This is a genomic window from Corynebacterium kozikiae, assembly GCF_024580965.1.
GTDB lineage: Bacteria > Actinomycetota > Actinomycetes > Mycobacteriales > Mycobacteriaceae > Corynebacterium > Corynebacterium kozikiae.
This window is the reverse complement of sequence record NZ_JANIKJ010000008.1, coordinates 25677-45343: the sequence shown is the minus strand read 5'-3', so window position 1 is coordinate 45343 and position 19667 is coordinate 25677. Positions and strand designations below refer to the sequence as shown.

The following is a 19667-nucleotide window of genomic DNA, read 5'->3' as shown; positions in this document are numbered from 1 at the left end:
GCTACTCCACGCCAATCTCTGCCAGGTTTGCCATGTTGTGCGCAGGGTACACAGCGACCTCCGCACCAAACTTTGCAAGGTCTTGTTCAAGCGCACGCTGCAACGCGTCCCCGGTCAGCATTGCACGAGCGCCCGCATCCTGCTCTTGCTGCGCCGCGTTAGCGTGAAGTAGCACAGTCAGGCGCTCTCCACCTTGGGCGAACATGTTCTTGGCGGTCTCACGGATGGCGGTTGGGAGGTCATCGTACACGCCCAGGACGTTGGTCCCGGAGGTGGCCAGGACGTCATGCTTCGCGCACGCACCGGCTGGGGTGAGCCGCGCTTTTTCCGCCCTGCTGAACTCACAAATCCGCATTCCAGCCACAGCCTCCGACATGTCGTAGGAGTCCACCGCCAGCGGCAGCGTCGGATCGTGCACTGCAAGCGCCGCAAGGCCTCGCACCACAGCTCCCGAAAGCACAATGTTGATGTTCTGCTGGAATCCCCTGCTCGCACGAACCACCGCCGCCAGCTCCAGCTTGGTGAGCAGGCCATTTGGCAGCAAAAGCACCTCCTTGGCCTGACTGTGCTGGATGGTCGCCGCGATCTCCGCCACCAGTTCCTGGCGCACCACGTCCTGGCGGTCCCGGTCCCGGCCTTTCCCCGCCTCTGCCTCCACAACAAGGGCCCCAGCCTGGGCAAAAAGATCCGCGAGTTCCCCAGCAGGGCTGAGCACAACAACGACGCGCCCAGGTGCCCCAGCTTCCCCATGCCTTTGGGCCGCGGTAGGAAGCAATTCGATGCGCAGGTCACTCACCTTTGCCAGGGCGTATGCAGCGGTGATTACCTCCGCAGCGCGCTCGGTGTGGATGTGGACGGTGCACTCGGAATCACTGGCTGGGGCAATAACGAGGGAATCGCCCAAAGGTTCCAATGCTTCAGCAAGCTGGGTGCGGTCCACCTCAGCGGCGTAAAACATGACCTCAAGGTAACCGGAATCGGGATGGGTTCCGGAACCTGAATTGGGGGCAACTTCACCGTGGCTACAGGCGGATGTGGGCTGAGAGCTGTGTCGCAATGACGCCACGGGTGATGGAGCGGACGTGGCCTGGCCAAACACCTCCGAAAGGTCGATAGCCGGGTTCCCCAGTTGCTGGCTCAGCACATCCAACACCAGTACCAATCCTGCTCCGCCGGCATCCACCACTCCGGCCTCTCGGAGTTCGGGCAGTTGGCTGGGGGTTTCCTTGAGGGCGTCGAGCCCAACCAATGTGACTGAGTGAAGGAGTGTTGGCAGGTCGGCAAACGGGTGGGCGTCGGTACGCTCCCCCGCCTGCGCTACCTCACGCAGCACAGTGATGATCGTGCCCTCCACGGGTGCGGCGATTGCCCCCTCCACGAAACGCAATCCCTGGCGCAGTGCCTCCTGGAACCCGGGTGCGTCCAGGGGTCCGCGTTCGCACGCCTGCGCCACGCCGCGAAGCACCTGGCTGAGCACTACTCCGGAGTTTCCGCGCGCGCCCTTGACCGCTCCCTTTGCCAAAGCTGCGGCTATTTCCAACACATCCCACTGAGCGCGCCCAGCGGAATCCTCCTCTGCTTGAGCAAAGTACGCTGCGTGGTCCACCGCCGCGCGCATGGTGAAAGCCATGTTTGAGCCGGTGTCTGAATCCGGAACCGGGAACACGTTGAGTGCGTTGATCTGCCCGCGATGCACCTCCAATGCATCGGCGGCGGCGTGGGCCCACTGATAAAGCCCGTGGCCGTCGAGTGCATGCGAAGGCGGAGTTGTCATGCAAAATATCCTACAAGCGCCAGTCCACAGGTTGTGCGCCCGCGGCCACAAGATGCTTGTTTACCTGGCTAAACGGCGCAGAACCGAAGAATCCGCGGCGGGCGGACAGCGGCGAAGGGTGCGCACTTTGCACTGTCGGATGCGCGCCGAATAGCGGGGCTGTTGCTTTGGCGTCGTTGCCCCACAGCACTCCCACCAAGGGGGCTTGACGTTCGGCGAGAGCGGTAATGATCGCCGCAGTGAAAGCCTCCCAGCCAATTCCCCTGTGTGAGCCAGCAGCACCAGGCGCCACCGAGAGGACCCTGTTGAGCAGCATGACGCCCTGTGCAAGCCACGGGCGAAGATCACCATTTGCCGGCTTGGGCACCCCTTGATCGTTTACGAGTTCTTGGAAAATGTTGTTCAAGCTGCGCGGCAAGGGGGCCACTTCTGGTGCAACGGCAAAACTCAACCCGATTGCGTGCCCCGGCGTGGGATATGGATCCTGGCCAAGGATCACTACCTTGACGGCGGGAAACGGGATGCTCAAAGCCGCGAGCAAATTCTGCCGCTGGGGTAGAAAGTCTGGTTGCTTGCGCAGGATGGCATCAATCTCCCAGAGCGTAGCCGCTTGGCTTTGGAGAAGCGGCAGCCAGCTTGGGTGAACGATCCCAGCGGTCTCATCGGAACCAGCAGCTCCGTTGGGACGCGCCCACTGAGGCAGTTCGGTCTGCGGCAGATCAGGGGCATTTTCCGTGGTCATGGAGCTCACTCTGCTTTCGCTTCCGTACGAACCCCGGGAAATGAATTCCAACCCTCGAATTGATCAACGCAGGTGCCGTCAAGAAGCACATGCTGTTGGTGATGCTGATGATGCTGCGCTTTGCGCACCACCCCGATCTGGCGGAACCCCGTGGGTGCGGCATGCGCGGTGGTTCCCAGTAGCGTGTGGTCCTCGCCGCCGGAAAGTACCCACTGCCACGGATCTTGGTCAAGTACCTTGCCGGCGAGGCGCATGAGAGGGCTGGGTTCCAGCGCAGTTGCCTGCAGGTCCATGATCACCCCGGAGCGGCGGGCCATGGTACCAAGGTCTGCAACGAGGCCATCTGAGTTGTCGGTCATGGCTGACACACCGGCAGAACGAGCCACGAATCCGCGCCCTGGTGGAACGTGTGCCTGGCAGTGCGAGCGAAGCAACGGCAAGAACTCCGTGGGCATCTCTTCCCTGCCAAACCTGCGGAGTAGCGCAAGCCCCGCCGCAGATGCACCGATCTCGCCTGAAGCGATGATGATGTGCCCCGGCTTAGCCGCGTCCAGCGTCAGTGCCGGAATGGAACCCCCAAGCTGGCCGATTGCGGTGACAGAAAGGACGATTTGTTCACCGTCAGTGATGTCCCCGCCCACGAGTTCCGCGTGGTAGTCCTTCACCCGCTGCGAGATACCTCGCGCCAGCTCGGAGATGAATTCAAGCCGAGTGTAGCTCGGCGCGGAGATGGCCAGGAGCGCAGCCACAGGCCTGGCGCCCATTGCCTCAATGTCTGCAAAGTTCTGGGTGATGGCTTTGCGCCCAATTTCCGCGGGGGTGGACCAGTCCAGCGTGAAGTGGCGGTTTTCCACCAGCATGTCCGTAGTCACTACGGTGCGCGAATTTGGCGCTGCGTGGCTGAGCACGGCGGCATCGTCGCCGTTTCGGCTGCTCGGAGCGTGCGCAATGATGGTGTTAATCGCTTTGCGCTCGCCTACCTCCGCGAGTGTGGGGTTAATCCGTTTCAATTTCGGCTCCTCATCCTTCGCACCAACAATAGCCCGCAGAAGGACGGCGGATGGAGGCGGCGCGCGGTTCGCGGGGGCTTCAAGGGATGAAAGTGAGTAGTCTCGGGTCTCAGCTCTAGGGCCCGGGGCTCTCGGGCCTTGGGGCTGGGAGCTGGGCCTCCTAGGGCGGCATTGTAGAATTGTTCCCTATGAGTTCGCCCAGCCAGTCCACTCCCACCTCCAAACAGCAATTTTGGCGCGGCAACTGGCCGATGCTCCTCGCTCTCTTCCTCGCATTAGCCCTGGTTGTGGCTGTGCTGGTGGGCGCCAAATTGGTGTATGAGAAAGCGGCTAAGCAACCCGTGGCAATGAGCGTACTGGACACCCCCGATGCCAACTCCGCAGAGTGCGCAGACTTCGTAGCCACCCTCCCCGAGGAACTCCTAGGCCTCGACCGCGCCGAGCTGGTTGAGCCCGCACCCAACGGCGCCGCCGCGTGGCAGCAGGATTCCCAAACCCGCATCACCTTGCGCTGTGGCGTGGATTTGCCTTTGCAGTACAACGCGCTGTCGCTGATCTCCGAACAGTCCGGCACACACTGGCTCGAGGTCGCGGACACCACCCCGCAATCCACCATGCGCACTTGGTACTCAGTGAACCGTTGGCCGGTTGTGGCAATCACTGCCGACGACGCCAGCGCCCCACACACCGCGCCCACAGGCGAACTCAGCGCAGCCATGGACTCGCTGGAAGTCCGTCAAGCGGCGTTCAATCCGACCCCGCTCGCGCAGCTCACAACCGCAATCGAGGCCGGTGGAACATCCGGTGGCTCAGAAGGTGCTGATTTAGCGCAACGCTGCGAGGACCTTTTGGCCTCTCTGCCTGAAACCTTTGGCACCGGCCCCACCTACACCGCGATTGACGCGATCGACACGACTGAAAATGGCCCCAAAGCCCAGGCTTTGGAAGGCTACTCCCGGGCGTGGGTAGCACCCGGCCATGAGGCCGTGGTGATTCGTTGCGCGGTTGACTTCCCCCAGTCCTACGAGGCCGGCGCGCAGTTACAACAGATCAATGAGATCGCCTGGTTCGAAGACACCACCCTAGGAAACGGCACCACCGCCTCGGTTTGGTATGGCCTTGGGCGTGACATCATCCTGGCCGTCAGCACCCCACAGGCTGCAGTGGATTCCGTGCTTGTTCCGGCTGGCGAGGCGTTGGTTGAGCACTCCTCACCGCAAGAAGGCGAGCTCTAAGCCCGCACCACAAGCAACACCCTCAAGCAATTCCGTTCAGGCTGGATGCGCAATTTAGCGCGCAGGAAGCTCGCGCTCGATCAGAATGGCTAGCAGGTCCGCATACGCAATGCCGGAGGCCTCCATCACCTTGGGGTACATGGAGATGGGAGTAAACCCTGGCATGGTGTTCACCTCATTGAGCACTGGGCCGTTGGCGGTGACAAAGAAATCCACGCGCGCCAGGCCATGGCAGTTCAGTGCACGGAAAGCATCTGCAGCGAGCAGTTGCACCTGCTTGGTGGTTTCCGCATCGAGCGGTGCCGGGATATGCGCGGTGACCACGCTGTCCAGGTACTTCGTGTCAAAGCCGTAGAAACCCTCAGCTCCGCCGTGGGTATCGGCAAGCTGGGCGAGCACAGAGGACACGATGGTGCCGTCGGCTTTCTCCAGCACACCACACTCAACTTCCTCACCGACGATTTCCGATTCCACAATCACCTTGTGGTCATACTCACGTGCATACGCCATTGCCGCAGGCAGTTCCTCCCAAGAGGTCACTCGAGAGATACCAATCGAGGATCCACCGCGGGCTGGCTTGACGTACACGGGCAGTCCAAGCAGGTCTTTGTCCGCCTGGGTGAGTTCTTGGTTGCCACGTAGAATCACTTCTTTGCCCACAGGAAGCCCCTCAGCGGCGAGGAGCTTCTTGGTGAACTCTTTGTCCATGCCACATGCGGAGCTCAATACGCCGGTGCCAACATATGGCACGCCGGAGAGTTCAAAAAGGCCTTGTACGGTGCCGTCTTCACCGTAGGGCCCGTGGAGCACCGGGAAGATCACGTCCACCTTGGCGTAGAGTTCGCCGTCGGTAAAGCGGAACTCACCGGCCCTATTTGGGTTGAGGGATAGCGTGACTTCGCGGACCATCTCCACCTGGGGCATCACGCGATCTACGGTGCGAAGTTTTTCAGGGTCAAATTCCCCTACCGTCCAAACGCCGTCCTTAGTGATACCCACTGGCACGCACTCAAAACGCTCCGGGTCCAAGTGGCTCAGGATAGCCCCTGCGGAGACGCAAGAAACCTCGTGTTCAGAGCTGCGCCCGCCGTACACGATGGCCACCTTGATCTTCCCAGGTGCCTCGTGTCCAAGTGCTGAATCAACTGCCAGATCAGTTGCCGAGTTGGTGGATGCTTGATTGATGTCACTCACGAGCACTCACTCTACCCTTTCCATGCCTTGCAACCGCGGCGCGCACACGCTCACAACGGCGATCATTCAGGTTTTTTGGACCTCCCCATGAGGGCTGCCACGGTATCACCTACGTCTACTCCCTTGTGGCACACCGCGTACACGGCGGTGGTGATGGGCATTTCCACACCTTGCAGTTTGGCCAGCTCGTGGATGGACTGTGAGCTCGTCACTCCCTCTGCAACCTGGCCGTGTGTGGCCTCGCGGGCGTCGTCAAGCGTGCCACCCTTGCCCAGCCGCTCGCCGAAACTGCGATTGCGTGAAAGCGGCGAGGTGCAGGTGGCAACGAGGTCGCCGAGGCCTGCCAAGCCTGCGAAGGTGCGTGGGTCGGCGCCCATGGCTTCACCGAGCCTCGTGATTTCTGCGAGGCCACGGGTGATGAGCATGGCCACGGTGTTCTCCCCCATCCCGCGGCCCACAGACATGCCGCAGGCCAAGGCGATTACATTCTTGCAGGCACCGCCGATTTCCGCACCGACGACGTCCGTATTGGTGTACGGGCGGAAATAGGGAGCAGACAAGGCCGCCTGAACCAACTGCGCGCGATTGTGGTCCTCGCAGGCAATCACGGTTGCCGCAGGCTGTTCCAACGCGATTTCGCGGGCAAGGTTTGGACCCGACAGCACCGCAATCCGCTCAGGGGCGGCGCCGGAAACCTCCGCGATCACCTGACTCATGCGCTTAAAAGTGCCCTTTTCCACACCCTTTGCCAAAGACACCAACGTGGCATTGTTGGAGATCATCGGGGCCCATTCGTTCAGATTTGACCGAAGGGTTTGGCTTGGCACGCCCAACACCACAATTTCAGCGCCGTCCAGCGCCTCAGCGGCGTCAGCGGTGGCCTCCAGCGCTTCGGGGAGCTGCACTTGTTCAAGGTAGCGGGAGTTGGTGCGTTGCTCATTGATTTCCTGGGCCACTTCTGCGCGTCGGGCCCACAGCGTGGTGCGGCAACCGGCATCCGCGAATACCTTGGCCAGCGTGGTTCCCCACGAACCTGCACCCATTACCGCAACCTTCATGCGCACCGCCTTCTTTCCTGCTACTCGCTTGAGCCTGCTTCTCTCTTGCGCCTCCCACCGGGATGCCGGAATCAGTTGATCCGCGCCGGACCGATCAGAGGCACTGCCAAATCTCTAGTGTACGTCCAAAGTCTGCGGGCACAGTCAATTTGCCGAGCTGTGGCAAAGCTGCCGTGGGAGTAATGTTTCATCCAGTGAGTTCCGCCGGAGAACCACCCTCGGCTTGCATTATCGATAACAGGGAGCACCATGGCCAGCATGCACGAACAAGACAAAGATCAACGCTCTGCGCTGCACATTACAGGCCGCTACCAGGTGATTCGGAATAACGCCGCCAAAGAGTTCCGCCGCTCAACGCTGGCTGCGGGGGCAGTGTTGTGGAGAGAAAATCCCAGCACTCCAGAAGGTGTGGAGGTGGCAATAATTCACCGCCCGCATTATGACGATTGGTCGCTACCCAAGGGCAAGGTGGACCCCGGAGAGTCTTTGGTGGTTACGGCAGCACGGGAAATCCTGGAGGAAACCGGCTACTCAGTAGTAATGGGCAAACTGCTGGGCAAGGTGACCTACCCAGTTGGTGACCGCACGAAGGTGGTCTACTACTGGACGGCCAAGGCGCAATCCGGCGACTTCCACCCGAACAACGAGGTTGGTGAACTTGTGTGGCTCGACTTCACCTCCGCCCGCCAACACCTGAGCTACGAGGTGGATCGGCAGATTCTGGACAAGGCACAGAAACGCCTTGCGGTTCCCTCTGATTGCCGCATCCTGTTCGTGCGCCACGGCCGGGCACACCACCGGGAGAATTGGAGTGGCAATGACTACCTTCGCCCGTTGGACAAAAAGGGCCGCAGGCAAGCGGACTACCTCGCACCCCTCTTGCAGGCTTACGCCCCGGACAGGCTGATCTCTGCGGAACCCGAGCGCTGCCAACACACCGCCGCCCCTACAGCTCAAGCCCTGGGCCTTGACGTGCTGGTGGATAACTCCTTCGGCGACGACGGCTGGATCAGCAACATGAACCAATCCAAACGAAAGATCGAGGAGTTGATTTACCAGGGCGGCACGTCGGTCGTTTTTGCACAGGGATTCATCATTCCCGACGCCATCGCGTGGCTAGCCTCCCGCGGGCGCTTGCCGCTTGACGAGGTGAAAGCCAAGAAGGGCTCAATATGGGTGTTGAGCTTTCATGAAGGAGAGCTCACAGGAGCGGATTATATTGAAGGGCCACTTCCGGTGAAGTAGGCATACTAAAAGGCGCAGCGTATGGGATGCTGCGCCTTTTGTTCCCGTTGGGCTATGCCTGCGCTGTTCGGGGATGTTTACTGGGTCTTTGGCTTGAAGCTTGGACGCTTTGCCTCGAACTCCTGAATCTCCTCTTCTTTGCGCAGGGTGAGCCCGATGTCATCGAGGCCTTCCATGAGGCGCCAGCGAGTGTAGTCATCTACGTCAAAGGAGTAGACGTTGCCCTCGCAAGTTGCGGTGCGTGCATCGAGGTCCACGGTGATTTCCGCACCAGGGTTTTGTTCGAGCTGCTTCCACAGCAACTCGATGTCCTGCTGCTCCATCTGCGCTGCCAGCAGTCCTGCTTTTCCTGAGTTTCCGCGGAAAATGTCTGCGAATCGTGAGGAGAACACCACACGGAAGCCGTAGTCCATGAGTGCCCACACGGCGTGCTCGCGGGAGGAACCGGTGCCAAAGTCTGGGCCGGCAACCAGCACGGAGCCCTCCTTGTAGGCATCTTGGTTCAGCACAAAGTCCGGCTCATTATTGCGCCAGTTACTAAACAGTCCGTCCTCAAATCCGCTGCGGGTCACGCGCTTGAGGTACACCGCGGGGATGATCTGGTCAGTGTCCACGTTGGAGCGCGTCAGGGGCACGCCAACGCCTGTGTGGGTGACAAACTTTTCCATTTTCAAAGCTCCTTTTTGTTGCCTGCGTTGCCATATGCCATTTGCCGTTGGTGAGGGGTTCAACCTCCCCAAACCTCACGTCACGATTCCGGTTCCGATTCCAATTCTGGTGCCGATTCCGGTCTCGGCTTCGGTCTCGGTCTCGGCCTCGGTCTCGGTCTCGGCTTCGGCGGCAGGCGTTCGGCTAGTTAGGCAGTTGGCAGATCCGCTGGGGAGGCGAGGGTTCCAAGGATTGCGGTGGCTGCAGCAACCTCTGGGGACACCAAGTGAGTCCGTCCACCAGGGCCTTGGCGGCCTTCAAAGTTGCGGTTCGAGGTGGATGCGGAACGTTCGCCAGGCTTGAGCTGGTCTGGGTTCATGCCGAGGCACATGGAGCAACCAGCGGTACGCCATTCAGCGCCGGCCTCGATGAACACCTGGTCCAGGCCTTCTTCCTCTGCTTGAGCTTTCACCATTGCGGAGGAGGGCACCACCATCATGCGCACGGAGTCCGCCACCTTGCGCCCCTTGACCACCTCGGCTGCGGCGCGCAGGTCTTCAATGCGGGCGTTCGTGCAGGAGCCCAGGAACACGGTGTCGATCTTGATGTCGCGCAGTGGGGTACCTGGGGTGAGGTCCATGTACTTCAGTGCCTTCTCGGCTGCGGCGCGCTCATTATCATCACCAAAATCCTCAGGGTTTGGCACGCTTGCACCCAGTGGCAGGCCCTGGCCTGGGTTGGTACCCCAGGTGACAAATGGGGTGAGCGCGGAGCCGTCGATCTCCACTACGGTGTCAAATTCTGCACCTTCGTCGGTGGGCAGGGTCTTCCAGTAGGCTACGGCCTCGTCCCAGTCCTTGCCGGTTGGCGCCATCTCGCGGCCCTTCACATAGGCAAAAGTGGTCTCATCTGGGGCGATCATGCCCGCGCGAGCACCTGCCTCGATGGACATGTTGCAGATGGTCATGCGCGCTTCCATGGAAAGCTTTTCAATGGCTTCGCCGCGGTACTCGATCACGTGGCCCTGGCCACCGCCGGTACCAATCTTGGCGATGATTGCAAGAATGAGGTCTTTCGCAGACACACCTGGCTGCAGCTCACCGCTGACGTTGATCGCCATGGTTTTGAAAGGCTTCAGCGAGAGCGTCTGAGTTGCCATCACATGCTCCACCTCAGAAGTGCCGATGCCGAAAGCCATCGCGCCGAAGGCACCGTGGGTAGAAGTATGGGAGTCGCCGCACACGATGGTCATGCCTGGCTGGGTCACGCCGAGCTGCGGCCCAACTTGGTGGACAATGCCCTGGTTGATGTCACCCATCGGGTGTAGGCGCACGCCAAATTCCTCGCAGTTCTTGCGCAGGGTTTCCACCTGGGTGCGGGAGGTCTGGTCCTTGATTTCCAGCAAGCTACCGGCAACGATACCCTCGGTGGGCACGTTGTGATCCTCGGTAGCAAGGTGTAGCTCAGGGTGGCGCAGCTTGCGGCCAGCCATGCGCAGTCCGTCAAACGCCTGGGGGCTCGTGACCTCGTGGAGCAATTGGAGGTCAATGAAGATGAGATCCGGCTCACCGTTTTCACCCTGGGAAACTACGTGGTCACGCCACACTTTTTCGGCCAGAGTGAGCTTTTCTTTCTTCGAATCCACTGGGCTGGTCATGGTCCGAATCACCTCTTTCCTGCTTCCACCCATCCCGTATTATTGGTGGGATGGGCACACCCTCCACGCAGTGAAACTGCTAGGAAACGCCTGTTGGCACCTCGTAGCTGTCTCACTACATGGAATGCTAATATCATGTCATGGGAAAGATTAACACAGATTCCTCGCCAACGAGCGGCATTAAGGTCCTTGACCGCGCCGTAGCAATCCTGCTCACCGTTGCCGAGCATCCTGTGAGCCTCACCGAGCTCTGCGCAGCCACGGAACTCCCCCGCGCCACCGCCCACCGTTTGGCGAGTGCACTGGAAATCCACCATCTCCTCGCCCGCACCCCGGAGGGCAAATGGACCATCGGCGCGGTCACGCATTCCCTGAGTTCCGGCACTGCCAACCAGCTCATCGACGCCGCCAATCCCATCATGACCCAGCTCGTCACCCGCACAGGCGAATCGGTGCAGCTCTACCAGCTCGCTGGGGAGCAGCGCGTGTGCATCGCAGCCCAAGAACCGGCAATTGGGCTGCAAAACACGGTCCCCGTGGGCACGAGGCTCCCCCTTTCTGCAGGGAGCGCAGCCAAGGTGTTCTTGGCTCACTCTTCTCCAGCGTTACGACGTCAAGTGCTGGCCCACAGCCATAGTTTCACCGAAGAAGAGCTGTTGGCGGTTCGCACCAAGGGGTGGGCTGAGTCTATTTCCGAGCGCGAAGTGGGCCTGGCCAGCATCTCTGCCCCGGTGTTTGACCACGAAGGCCTTTTCACCGCTGTGCTTTCCATCTCTGGGCCAGTGGAACGCCTCCGCCCCACTCCGAGCGCCCGTTGGGAGCAGGACATCGTGCGCGCGGCTGCCCAGATTTCCGCTGCGGTGTAGCCAACGCGCGCTCAGCTACTCCGCAGGTTTCTCCCCTACTACATCGATGCCGCGCACTTCTATTGGTGAACTTGCACTCAGCTCAATTTCCGCCACTGGGATTTCCTGCAGTTCCTCCGGGAGCGCAAACTCAATGGTGGCAGGAATATACTGCCCCGAGCTCACGTCCGTTTCCCGATTCTTCAGCGCGGGGTGGGAGCCATCTGCTGCAAGTTCCAGCGACTGACCATCAGCAAAGCGCAGGGTGAGCTTTAATACTGTGGAACTGCCATCGGGGCTGCTCCCAAAAGGCGCGGCATGCACCGCAATCTTGCGGGCCGTTTGCTTGTATTGCAAAACGTCCACAGAGGCAGTGGTGATATGGGAGACCTCGCTAATCGCCATCATCACCCCTGCGTCCGGTTCCGGGCACATGGGCGTGGTTTGTGCAGAATCACCAAGGCCACGGCTGCACACCGACCCGATATCTTTCGGCGCAATTCGCACTACGGTCTCCTGCGCGGATTGAGCAACTTGTGCGACGAGCATCGGCGGATTCATGGCAGCCAAGGCCGCAGGCACAGCAGGCATTTGGGCCGAGAAGCGGGGATCACTTGGCGCGCTGTTGTTGCCCAAGGTTTGTCCGAACCAATCAAGCGCCACGTCTCGTACCAGGGCTTAGTGCTCCTCCACCGAGGCACAAGGCTGGAGGTCACACGCAACGCGGTCGTCTTTTCCGGCGCTCGCGAGCGTTTGGTTGATCAGTGTGTGCCCATATCCGTTCAGCGTGGCTACGTAGGCTGGCTCGGTTCGATCCTTGGTGATGTGCTGTGTCATCCAGATCGCTGCCGCAGGCCCTACGTCTTGGTCATCAAAACTGTCAATGGCCAAATAGGGGACGTCAGGCGCCGGTGGGCTGAATTCCTGCTGGTCAAAGGTGTCATAGAACGGCCCATAGGCGAACACGCTATCCACCCCGAATTGCTGCGCGCCAAGGTTCACCAGTCCCGCGGCGCGTGAGTGGACGACCATGCCCACCTCCTGCGGAGCGTACCCCGGCGCGTTTTTCTCTAAAGCTGCGGCCACCACCGCTTGCCACACTGCGGGTTGATCGTAGGGGCTTTGCAGGAGTCCACCTTCCCACACCGCCCCGAGATCCGGGATGAGCACCGCGTACCCTTCATGCGCCAAGGCTTCGCCGAGGTAGCGCATGCCTTCGTCGTAGCGGTATTCCCCACCTGGACAGGAATGAGCAAAGGTGTCATCGGTGCAGTTTGGGTAGCGCAGGTGATTCACGATCACAAGCGGCGCATCCTCAAGGCTTCGGCCTTCAGGAACATAAAATTGCCCGCGAACAGGCCATTGCTGCCCTTGTGCGGAGACCACACCTAACTCGTATGCCGTACCCAACGGAGCCTGCTCGGTTGCAGCCTCCCCACTTTGCGGCTGTGCAGCGCACGCACTCAACGCCACCAAAAGGACAGACGCCATCATTGCCGCGATGACCTTGAACCAAGAGGCCGCGCCGGCCTTTGGGCTTGCGGATTGAACACTAGCCCTCACCGGTAATCACCTCCAATTGTGCGCAAAGCACAGGGTATTGGCTTGCTTCCAAGGCCTTGGGTATCCGGCGTTCAAAGAGTTCAAGGTTGGCCCGGTACCACCATGCCACGCCCTGTTTCCCCGTTTTGAACCGTTCCCAGAGGGCCTCACCAACCTGCGCGTAGTCCTGCAGGATTGACTGCAGATTGTGTGTCTTGTCCGCGAGGGCCACGAGTACTGCCCCTGGATCGGTCTTCGCAGCATTCAGCACGCCGAGGTATGCCCGGTTGCGCTCCCACCAGTTGCTGATGGAGGCGTCTTTGGTAACAGCGCGAACCATACCCGCCACTTTCGGCCCGAATTCAACTTCCATCTGGACAAAGCTGTAGCGCTCAGGCGCATCCTCCACTACGTCATGAAGCAGCGCCGCGATGCGCACATCTTCACGCTCGGTGAGGGCACACGTTATTGCATACACCCCGAAGACGTGAGAGATATAGGGCAAGCGCGTGCCCTTTCGGAGTTGCCCCTCATGGCACAGGGCCGCCACGTTTATAGCGCGCAACACCTTCGTGCTGGGCATGGCAGCGCCACGGGGCTTGAGGAAATCACCCGGTGAATGCTGCAACATCTGATCATTGTGCGTCACAACAATCATTATGCAACGCGCACCCCCAGGGACCACCTGTCCGAAGTGGGGCCCTTGGGGGCGTCGTTAATGCTAGCCAACCACCCCCAGCAACTCCTGCAGCCGGTCCTTTGGCAGCGCCGCCCCGAAACCGGGCTGCCCCGGCTCGAGCACCTTGCCCTGGTGCAGGCTCCCAAGCGGGACGGGGTCAAAGCCGAAGGAATCCACCAGCTCGGCTACGGCGCGCACGTCCTTGGGCGAATCACCAGCAACTGCCATGGCGAGGCGCGCAGGGGCGCCCGGAGGCAGGCTGTGGTCGGCGAGGTCATGGTAGCCCATGTGATTGAAGGCCTTGACCACGCGCTTGAGCCCCAGCTCGCGCTGGACGAACTCGCTGGAACTCGGCAGGAGCTCCTCAGGGTTCAGGCTGCGTCCGTCCACCTCCCACCAGTAGTTCATGGCGTCAATCACCAGCGTGTCCTTCAGCATTTCCGCAGGCAGATTGCGGAACTTTCCCAACGGTAGGGCCAGTATCACCGCGTCCGCATCGGGAATCACTTCCTCCGCGCGTCCGACCTTGCTGCCCGGTGCCAGCACGCTCATGGTCAGCTCGATCTTACTTGGATCACCGGAGCCTGCTACCTTCACGGTATAGCCGGCCTCCAGCCCGAGCTGCGCGAGGACAACACCAAGCTTCCCTGCGCCCAAAATCGCAATCGTGTTCATGATTAGCCCTGTTCAGCGACGGTCTTTTCGGAGGATCCAGCGGATTCTGCGCGCCCGGTCTGTCCGGACCGCTCGGCCCGCTCGGCGAGAAGTTCGCGGACGCGTGGGATCACTTCCTCTCCGTACAACTGGATGGAAAGCTCGCGGTCCTCTACCGGCTGCTGCCCGTGACCATAAATGAGGTCAAATCGGTCCAGGTGGAGGGCTTCCGCGGTGTCTGCAATCTTGCGCGCCACAGTCTCTGGCGAACCGACGTACAACGCACCCTGCTCAATCTCGAATTCAAACTGCTGCCGCGTGAACTCTCCCCAGCCACGCTCGCGCCCGATCCGGTCACGGTTCCGCTTGAACGTTGGGAACAGCCGCTCGCGGGCTTCTTCATCGGTCCGCGCGATGAAGCCAGGCGAATGCACACCCACCAAACCGGGTGTGGTGCCAAGCTGCTCAGCGGCACGGAAGTATAGGTCGACGTACGGAGCAAAACGACGCGCACTGCCGCCAATGATGGCGAGCATCAAGTTGAAGCCGTAGCGCGCGGTGCGAACCACCGACTCCGGAGAGCCACCCACACCGATCCACGTTTCCATGCTGCCCGCCTCCGTCTTAGGGAATACATCGGCGTTGCGCAGCGCTGCTCGCGTTTGCCCCTCCCAGGTCACAGGCTTTTCCTTAAGCAATTCCGCAAACAGCTCCGTCTTCTCCTCAAAGAGGGCATCATAATCGCGCAGGTCGTAGCCGAATAATGGGAAGGATTCCGTGAAGGACCCTCGGCCTAGCATTACCGACGCCCTACCGTTTGACAAAGCATCCACCGTGGCAAATCGCTCAAAAACGCGGACTGGATCATCGGAGCTCAATACCGTCACACCGGTGCCGAGCTTGATGTTTTCCGTCACGCTTGCGATTGCAGCCAGAACGGTCTCTGGGCTCGAAATTGCGAAGTCATCCCTGTGGTGCTCGCCAAGCGCAATGTATTCAATGCCCAACTTGTCTGCGAGCTGTGCCTCCTTCACCACTTGGCGGATGGCTTCTGCATATGTGACCAATTCTCCGTTGCGAGTTGGGATGTCACCAAACGTATCCAAACCAAACTGCAATGGCTTTGGGGAATTATTGGTGCGTGCGTTTTCAGTGCTCATGGCGGGTTCCGTTCCTTTACTTCCAAGGTTTGTTGTCATGTCTACTAAATGGAACACTAGCAGACGGCAACTCATTCCCGCTCGCGTTTGCGGCCTTCGGGGCTGAGGCAGGAAACGCGAAAAACCGGAAGCCGCCCTTTGGGGCTTCCGGCTTACAGCATTCCCACGCGATCAATCAGTCAGGGAGCTTGGCTGAGCCATTTGCTCAGTGCTGCTCAGTGCTGCTCGGTGTTGCTAGTTGTTGCGAGATTTCCTCCATACGAGGCCCGCACCTAATCACATCTCAATGCCGGCTACCGCACAGGCTCGAGGTGAAGGCGCCGCCCATGCCAGTGGTCAATCAACCAACGGTCATGGCTGGCAATGATGAGCGTTCCCTGCCAGTTGCGGAAGGCCTCCTCGAGGGCGTTCATCGTCTCCAGGTCCAGGTAGTTCGTCGGCTCATCAACCACAAGCACAGAAGGGCGTGCTGCCAAAGCAGCAGCAAGCTGCGCACGGCGTTGATTCCCCGCGGACAAATCCTTAATCGGAGTACTCCACAACGAGGGATGCAGAATCCCCTTCCCGGCCTCCCCAATGCCACTTCGCATCGTTGCTGCATCAAAATCAGAGGCGGCTTCGTCGGGGAGCCTCTGCAAAACAGTTCCGACGGATTCATCTCTGCTGATCACACCACTGCTCACAAACCCCTCCGGTGGGCTCCCTGCGACGATCCAGTTCAATAGGGTTGACTTACCAGCACCGTTTTCCCCTGTCACCAACAGGTGTTCACCGTGCGCCAAATCAAAGGTGACAGGTGCGAGCCTGCCGTCCACCGTCGCGTCCCTCGCCGAGACAGCTAAGCCGCTGCGAGGTGTCAGTTCGTAAGATGGAAACTCGAGGTTATAGTGGCGCGGTTTGCGGACCTCCTTTTGGGAGAGGCGCTCCAGGCGAACATCGTCTTTGCGCGTCCTTTTCACCGATGTGGCTGCTGCACGATCGGTAAAGAACTTCTTTACATTTCGATCCGCAGTTTTCACCCGAACTCCGCCGCGCGCGATCTTCATGCTTTCCTGCCGGTGCTCCTGGAGATCTCGTTTCTCTGCCTGCTGCGCAGAATGGATTTGCTGATGCTTCGTGCGGGCCGTCGCTTTTGCAGCGAGATAGTCCGTGTAGTTGCCCGCGTTCCGGTACACCCCTGCAATGGTTTCGCCGTCAAGCTTGGCGAGTTCTTGCCACACAGTGATGTCCATGTCGTAAATCACGGTGGCGGTGCTTTCAATGAAGGCTCTGTCGTGGCTAGCCACCAGAACCGGGCCGCCCCAATCCTGGATCACATTTGCAAGGTACTGCACGGCCTCGCTGTCCAAATGATTAGTCGGCTCATCCAGCACCAACACCTCAGGTTGGCTTATCAAAAGAGCGGCCAGCTTGAGGCGCGAACGCTGACCAGGTGAGAGAGTAGACAGCATCCGATCTCGCCCACTCCCTCCTCCGGCTCCTGTCCCAGTTCCGGTCTCTGTCCCTGTTCCTGCAAACGCTGCAAGGCCGAGCCCCGCGAGCGTTTCACTCACGAGTGCATCCAGAGACCACACGTTGAGGGCATTCAACCGGGCAAGGATTTGGTCATATTCGGTTTCCAGGAGCTGGGACTGCTTGCCACTATCCGTAGCCAATGCTTCTGTAACTTCTTCAAAGCGTGAAAGCAGCTCCCTGAACGGCGTGAGTACCGCGTCGAGGTATTGTGCAACACTGCCTTGGAAGGATTCAGGATCTGGAAGGGTCTGCGGGTCAAACACAGTGACAACTCGGCCCGAATCGGGCGTGAGCTCACCAGTGAGCAGCCTCAGCAGCGTGGATTTTCCCGCCCCATTCGGGCCAATGAGGAAAGCCCGCTCACCGGCTGAAACGTGCAAATTTACTCGGTCAAGAATCTGGCGGGAGCCAAAGGAAAAGGATACGTTTTCAACAATAATTTCAGGCATAGCGAATCCCAACAGGTAGAAGTAACTTCGGTATCTCCTCAGTGAAACTGAGCGGAAATTACATCTTCAACGGATTCACACGCTCCTTACTCAACATCAATGGCATCGCCCACCACCCGCCAAAAGCGTTTCGCAATGCAGTGGCCTCAGAACCGCTTAGTTCTGGGTAGTTCTGGGTAGTTAAGCTCCACCCTAGCAAATAGCCCGAAACGAAACGAGGCAGCCAATGAAGATTCACTGGCTACATCGCTGTTTCCTACGCGTTTTAAGAAATCGCGCATTTGTACCCCGTACGGGATTTGAACCCGTGTTACCGGCGTGAGAGGCCGGCGTCCTAGGCCGCTAGACGAACGGGGCTTTGTTCGAACTGCTCGAAAGCGGTCTTGCAGAAGTGTATATGCAAGGCAAGGAAACTCACAAATCAGCAGCTCAAGCAGCTAATTTCACAACCCGCTCACAGTCCGCTTACATGAGCAGCCCAGCTCTCCGTGGCAGCTATAAAAGGCCGCCCAAAGAACTGGGGTGAGTGTTTCAAATGCCTTGCCCGCTTCGCTCATCGAAGCCTTTGGGCCGTGTGTGCGGAAGTTTCAGTGGCTGCATCTTCTTTCACGGCGCCACGTCCGCGGCCTCCTGCGGGGAGGTAGGTGCCAAGGCGTTCAGCTACCAGGCAAGGACTTGATGCTGGGGCGTTCCCGCATTGCCTCCAAGGGATGGCTCCTGATTCGCGCATCCTTTGCGCTTGGAAGTCTGGATCATGGCGTTGCCGGGGCTCGCTCGGCAAGCAATGCGGTACGCGTGCTGCTCTTCAGATTCACTTACTGCCATAGAACCTCCTTGCAAATGCTCGGAAACATTGCCACTCCAGCTCCTACACCACTTCCTGGCCACCCGCCTATTGCCAGTGGCTCAAAAACCGCGGTTACTCGTTCAACATTTTCCGTATTACTTTTTGCCGAACCACTAGGACCACTAGGACCACTAGAACCACCGCCCTCCAAAGCACCAGCCCGCGGGCCAACCTTTCAAGATTCATCGCCAAGAATTCGGCCGAACTCCAAAGTGCGGAAGCCGGACCTATACAACCAAGCGAGAGTTCCCATTAAGGATTGGCCCACACCATAAGAGGTGAACCGTCGGTAAGCGTCTGCAGTTGTTGGATAAGCCTCAGCATAGCGCTGTGATGCAGGCTTGGGAAGACCTTTTGTGAAATCTAGGTCACACAATGAGTTCTGCAAGCCTACTGCTCACAACCAAGTCGGTAATCGCACCCGTTCGCAACGCTCCTCGCAGCGCCGCCGCACGGTGTGCACCGGATGCCACGCACACGCGTCGGTCAATCTTTTTCAGATCTCTCGGCGTTGGCCCCGTTGCACGCTTGTTCACGGCAAGGTCTTCCCAGGAGCCGTCCTCGCGCAACATCACGGTGCACATGTCCCCCACTACCCCTGCCACTCGGGCTTGCGCCTGCTGAACCTTGTCAAAGTAGCCACCGGCGTACACGTGGGAGGGAATCTTGCCACCGAACGCACCCACACCGAACACCGCCACCTGCGCCTCCCGCTGCACCGAAAGCACGTTGCGGATGCTGCGCTCGCGCCACATCGCCTCCTTGGTTTCGGCGTGATCAAAAAAGGCGGGGACGGGAAAGTGAACCATGTGAGCGTCGTAGGCGGAGGCGATCTGTCCCAAAATCGAACCGGAATAAGCGATTCCTGTGTTCCATGCATTGCCCGCGCCGTTGAGTTGGACCACCGTAACGTCTTCCAAGAGCCTTCGGGGGAGGTATTGAGCCACCTCGCTCACCGTGGACCCCCATGCCACCCCCAGCGTTGTGCCTGAATCCACCAAACTGTCTACGAGTTTTGCCCCCGCGGAGGCTACTGATCGCATCCAGCGGAGCTCAGAATAGGAACTCGGCGCACGCACAACGTGCGCATTCACGTGATATTTTTCCGCGACGAGCTGCTCTAATGGGTCTTGCGGACGCATCTCTTCATGGATCTGGATGGTCACCACCCCCGTTTGCCGCGCCTCAGCAATCAACCGGGAAACAGTGGGCCTAGAGACGCCCAGACGCTCCGCCACCCGCTCCATCGTAAGGTTTTCACCGTAGTAGAGCTGAGCGGCCTCGTACACCACGTTTTTCCTTTTGTTCATCAGTGCTCAACTATAGATGAAACTTTGTTCATCGGGCTTGAGCGGTGGAGGTCACAGGCGTCAAATGGGCAATAGAACGGTTCCGTAAAGGAAACGCATAAGG

At 59.6% G+C, this 19667-nt stretch carries 18 protein-coding genes and 1 tRNA gene; 3 read left to right on the top strand and 16 right to left on the bottom strand.

From position 1 onward, the window contains the following. Window position 1: 1 nt before the first annotated feature. Genes NQ018_RS06645 through NQ018_RS06635 form a run of 3 tightly spaced genes read right to left on the bottom strand, consistent with a single transcriptional unit; the run spans window position 2 to window position 3526 of the window. On the bottom strand, window positions 2–1774 hold the full coding sequence (locus NQ018_RS06645; protein WP_257059793.1) for a DAK2 domain-containing protein: 1773 nt from the start codon (window positions 1772–1774) through the stop codon (window positions 2–4). 10 nt (window positions 1775–1784) lie between these two features. Continuing rightward, on the bottom strand, window positions 1785–2516 hold the full coding sequence (locus tag NQ018_RS06640) for a uracil-DNA glycosylase (protein WP_257059791.1): 732 nt from the start codon (window positions 2514–2516) through the stop codon (window positions 1785–1787). A 5-nt stretch (window positions 2517–2521) separates the two neighbouring features. Continuing rightward, window positions 2522–3526 carry a thiamine-phosphate kinase gene (locus tag NQ018_RS06635; protein ID WP_257038293.1) on the bottom strand — a complete coding sequence of 335 codons (1005 nt, stop codon included), beginning with the start codon at window positions 3524–3526 and terminating at the stop codon, window positions 2522–2524. Window positions 3527–3714: 188 nt separating this feature from the next. Between NQ018_RS06635 and NQ018_RS06630 the strand changes: the two genes are divergently transcribed. Next, window positions 3715–4761 (top strand): DUF3515 domain-containing protein, encoded by a 1047-nt coding sequence (locus tag NQ018_RS06630; protein WP_257059789.1) that lies wholly within the window; start codon window positions 3715–3717, stop codon window positions 4759–4761. Between the two features lie 54 nt (window positions 4762–4815). On the opposite strand, the gene NQ018_RS06625 is transcribed toward NQ018_RS06630, so the two are convergent. Together NQ018_RS06625 and NQ018_RS06620 are read right to left on the bottom strand one after the other, a co-directional pair. Continuing rightward, window positions 4816–5913, bottom strand: a complete 1098-nt coding sequence (locus NQ018_RS06625; RefSeq protein ID WP_257059856.1) for a D-alanine--D-alanine ligase family protein — start codon at window positions 5911–5913, stop codon at window positions 4816–4818. A gap of 104 nt (window positions 5914–6017) precedes the next feature. Then, window positions 6018–7013, bottom strand: a complete 996-nt coding sequence (locus tag NQ018_RS06620; protein WP_257059786.1) for an NAD(P)H-dependent glycerol-3-phosphate dehydrogenase — start codon at window positions 7011–7013, stop codon at window positions 6018–6020. A 249-nt stretch (window positions 7014–7262) separates the two neighbouring features. Here NQ018_RS06620 and NQ018_RS06615 point away from each other — a divergent pair, with 249 nt between their 5' ends. Next, entirely contained in the window at window positions 7263–8258 is a 996-nt protein-coding gene (locus NQ018_RS06615) for an NUDIX hydrolase (protein ID WP_257059784.1), read from the top strand. 77 nt (window positions 8259–8335) lie between these two features. Here the strand turns inward: NQ018_RS06615 and leuD are convergent, their stop codons facing one another. Next, a complete protein-coding gene (gene leuD / locus NQ018_RS06610; RefSeq protein WP_257059782.1) occupies window positions 8336–8926 on the bottom strand; it encodes a 3-isopropylmalate dehydratase small subunit in 591 nt (196 codons plus the stop codon). Between the two features lie 188 nt (window positions 8927–9114). Next, window positions 9115–10563: a 3-isopropylmalate dehydratase large subunit gene (leuC, locus tag NQ018_RS06605; protein WP_257059780.1), complete on the bottom strand. Its 1449-nt coding sequence runs from the start codon at window positions 10561–10563 to the stop codon at window positions 9115–9117. Window positions 10564–10703: 140 nt separating this feature from the next. On the opposite strand from leuC, the gene NQ018_RS06600 reads away from it, so the two are divergent. After that, window positions 10704–11429 (top strand): IclR family transcriptional regulator, encoded by a 726-nt coding sequence (locus NQ018_RS06600; protein ID WP_257059778.1) that lies wholly within the window; start codon window positions 10704–10706, stop codon window positions 11427–11429. A 15-nt stretch (window positions 11430–11444) separates the two neighbouring features. Here the strand turns inward: NQ018_RS06600 and NQ018_RS06595 are convergent, their stop codons facing one another. From NQ018_RS06595 to NQ018_RS06555, 9 genes are all read right to left on the bottom strand, one after another. Continuing rightward, entirely contained in the window at window positions 11445–12071 is a 627-nt protein-coding gene (locus tag NQ018_RS06595) for a hypothetical protein (protein WP_257059776.1), read from the bottom strand. Between the two features lie 15 nt (window positions 12072–12086). Next, on the bottom strand, window positions 12087–12971 hold the full coding sequence (locus NQ018_RS06590; protein WP_257059774.1) for a hypothetical protein: 885 nt from the start codon (window positions 12969–12971) through the stop codon (window positions 12087–12089). Next, entirely contained in the window at window positions 12961–13599 is a 639-nt protein-coding gene (locus NQ018_RS06585) for an HD domain-containing protein (protein ID WP_257059773.1), read from the bottom strand. Before NQ018_RS06585 ends, NQ018_RS06590 begins: the two co-directional genes overlap by 11 nt. 72 nt (window positions 13600–13671) lie before the next feature. Further along, window positions 13672–14304: an NADPH-dependent F420 reductase gene (locus tag NQ018_RS06580; protein WP_257059771.1), complete on the bottom strand. Its 633-nt coding sequence runs from the start codon at window positions 14302–14304 to the stop codon at window positions 13672–13674. A 2-nt stretch (window positions 14305–14306) separates the two neighbouring features. Then, window positions 14307–15443, bottom strand: coding sequence for an LLM class flavin-dependent oxidoreductase (locus tag NQ018_RS06575; protein ID WP_257059767.1), 1137 nt, complete (start codon window positions 15441–15443; stop codon window positions 14307–14309). 293 nt (window positions 15444–15736) lie between these two features. Then, the gene (locus tag NQ018_RS06570) at window positions 15737–17407 is read right to left on the bottom strand and encodes an ABC-F family ATP-binding cassette domain-containing protein (protein ID WP_257059765.1); all 1671 of its coding nucleotides are present in this window, start codon (window positions 17405–17407) and stop codon (window positions 15737–15739) included. A 284-nt stretch (window positions 17408–17691) separates the two neighbouring features. Further along, window positions 17692–17764 (bottom strand) — tRNA-Glu (locus tag NQ018_RS06565). 303 nt (window positions 17765–18067) lie between these two features. Continuing rightward, window positions 18068–18232 (bottom strand): hypothetical protein, encoded by a 165-nt coding sequence (locus NQ018_RS06560; RefSeq protein WP_257059764.1) that lies wholly within the window; start codon window positions 18230–18232, stop codon window positions 18068–18070. A 390-nt stretch (window positions 18233–18622) separates the two neighbouring features. Next, window positions 18623–19564 carry a sugar-binding transcriptional regulator gene (locus tag NQ018_RS06555; RefSeq protein ID WP_257059762.1) on the bottom strand — a complete coding sequence of 314 codons (942 nt, stop codon included), beginning with the start codon at window positions 19562–19564 and terminating at the stop codon, window positions 18623–18625. Between the last annotated feature and the right edge of the window lie 103 nt (window positions 19565–19667).

Excerpts from the sequence above, each read along its gene's own strand:
- NQ018_RS06580 (WP_257059771.1), bottom strand. The coding sequence starts at position 14,304 with ATGAACACGATTGCGATTTTGGGCGCAGGGAAGCTTGGTGTTGTCCTC.
- NQ018_RS06645 (WP_257059793.1), bottom strand. The coding sequence starts at position 1,774 with ATGACAACTCCGCCTTCGCATGCACTCGACGGCCACGGGCTTTATCAG.
- NQ018_RS06620 (WP_257059786.1), bottom strand. The coding sequence starts at position 7,013 with ATGAAGGTTGCGGTAATGGGTGCAGGTTCGTGGGGAACCACGCTGGCC.
- NQ018_RS06570 (WP_257059765.1), bottom strand. The coding sequence starts at position 17,407 with ATGCCTGAAATTATTGTTGAAAACGTATCCTTTTCCTTTGGCTCCCGC.
- NQ018_RS06575 (WP_257059767.1), bottom strand. The coding sequence starts at position 15,443 with ATGAGCACTGAAAACGCACGCACCAATAATTCCCCAAAGCCATTGCAG.
- leuC (WP_257059780.1), bottom strand. The coding sequence starts at position 10,563 with ATGACCAGCCCAGTGGATTCGAAGAAAGAAAAGCTCACTCTGGCCGAA.
- NQ018_RS06640 (WP_257059791.1), bottom strand. The coding sequence starts at position 2,516 with ATGACCACGGAAAATGCCCCTGATCTGCCGCAGACCGAACTGCCTCAG.
- NQ018_RS06555 (WP_257059762.1), bottom strand. The coding sequence starts at position 19,564 with ATGAACAAAAGGAAAAACGTGGTGTACGAGGCCGCTCAGCTCTACTAC.
- NQ018_RS06600 (WP_257059778.1), top strand. The coding sequence starts at position 10,704 with ATGGGAAAGATTAACACAGATTCCTCGCCAACGAGCGGCATTAAGGTC.
- leuD (WP_257059782.1), bottom strand. The coding sequence starts at position 8,926 with ATGGAAAAGTTTGTCACCCACACAGGCGTTGGCGTGCCCCTGACGCGC.
- NQ018_RS06560 (WP_257059764.1), bottom strand. The coding sequence starts at position 18,232 with ATGGCAGTAAGTGAATCTGAAGAGCAGCACGCGTACCGCATTGCTTGC.
- NQ018_RS06615 (WP_257059784.1), top strand. The coding sequence starts at position 7,263 with ATGGCCAGCATGCACGAACAAGACAAAGATCAACGCTCTGCGCTGCAC.
- NQ018_RS06630 (WP_257059789.1), top strand. The coding sequence starts at position 3,715 with ATGAGTTCGCCCAGCCAGTCCACTCCCACCTCCAAACAGCAATTTTGG.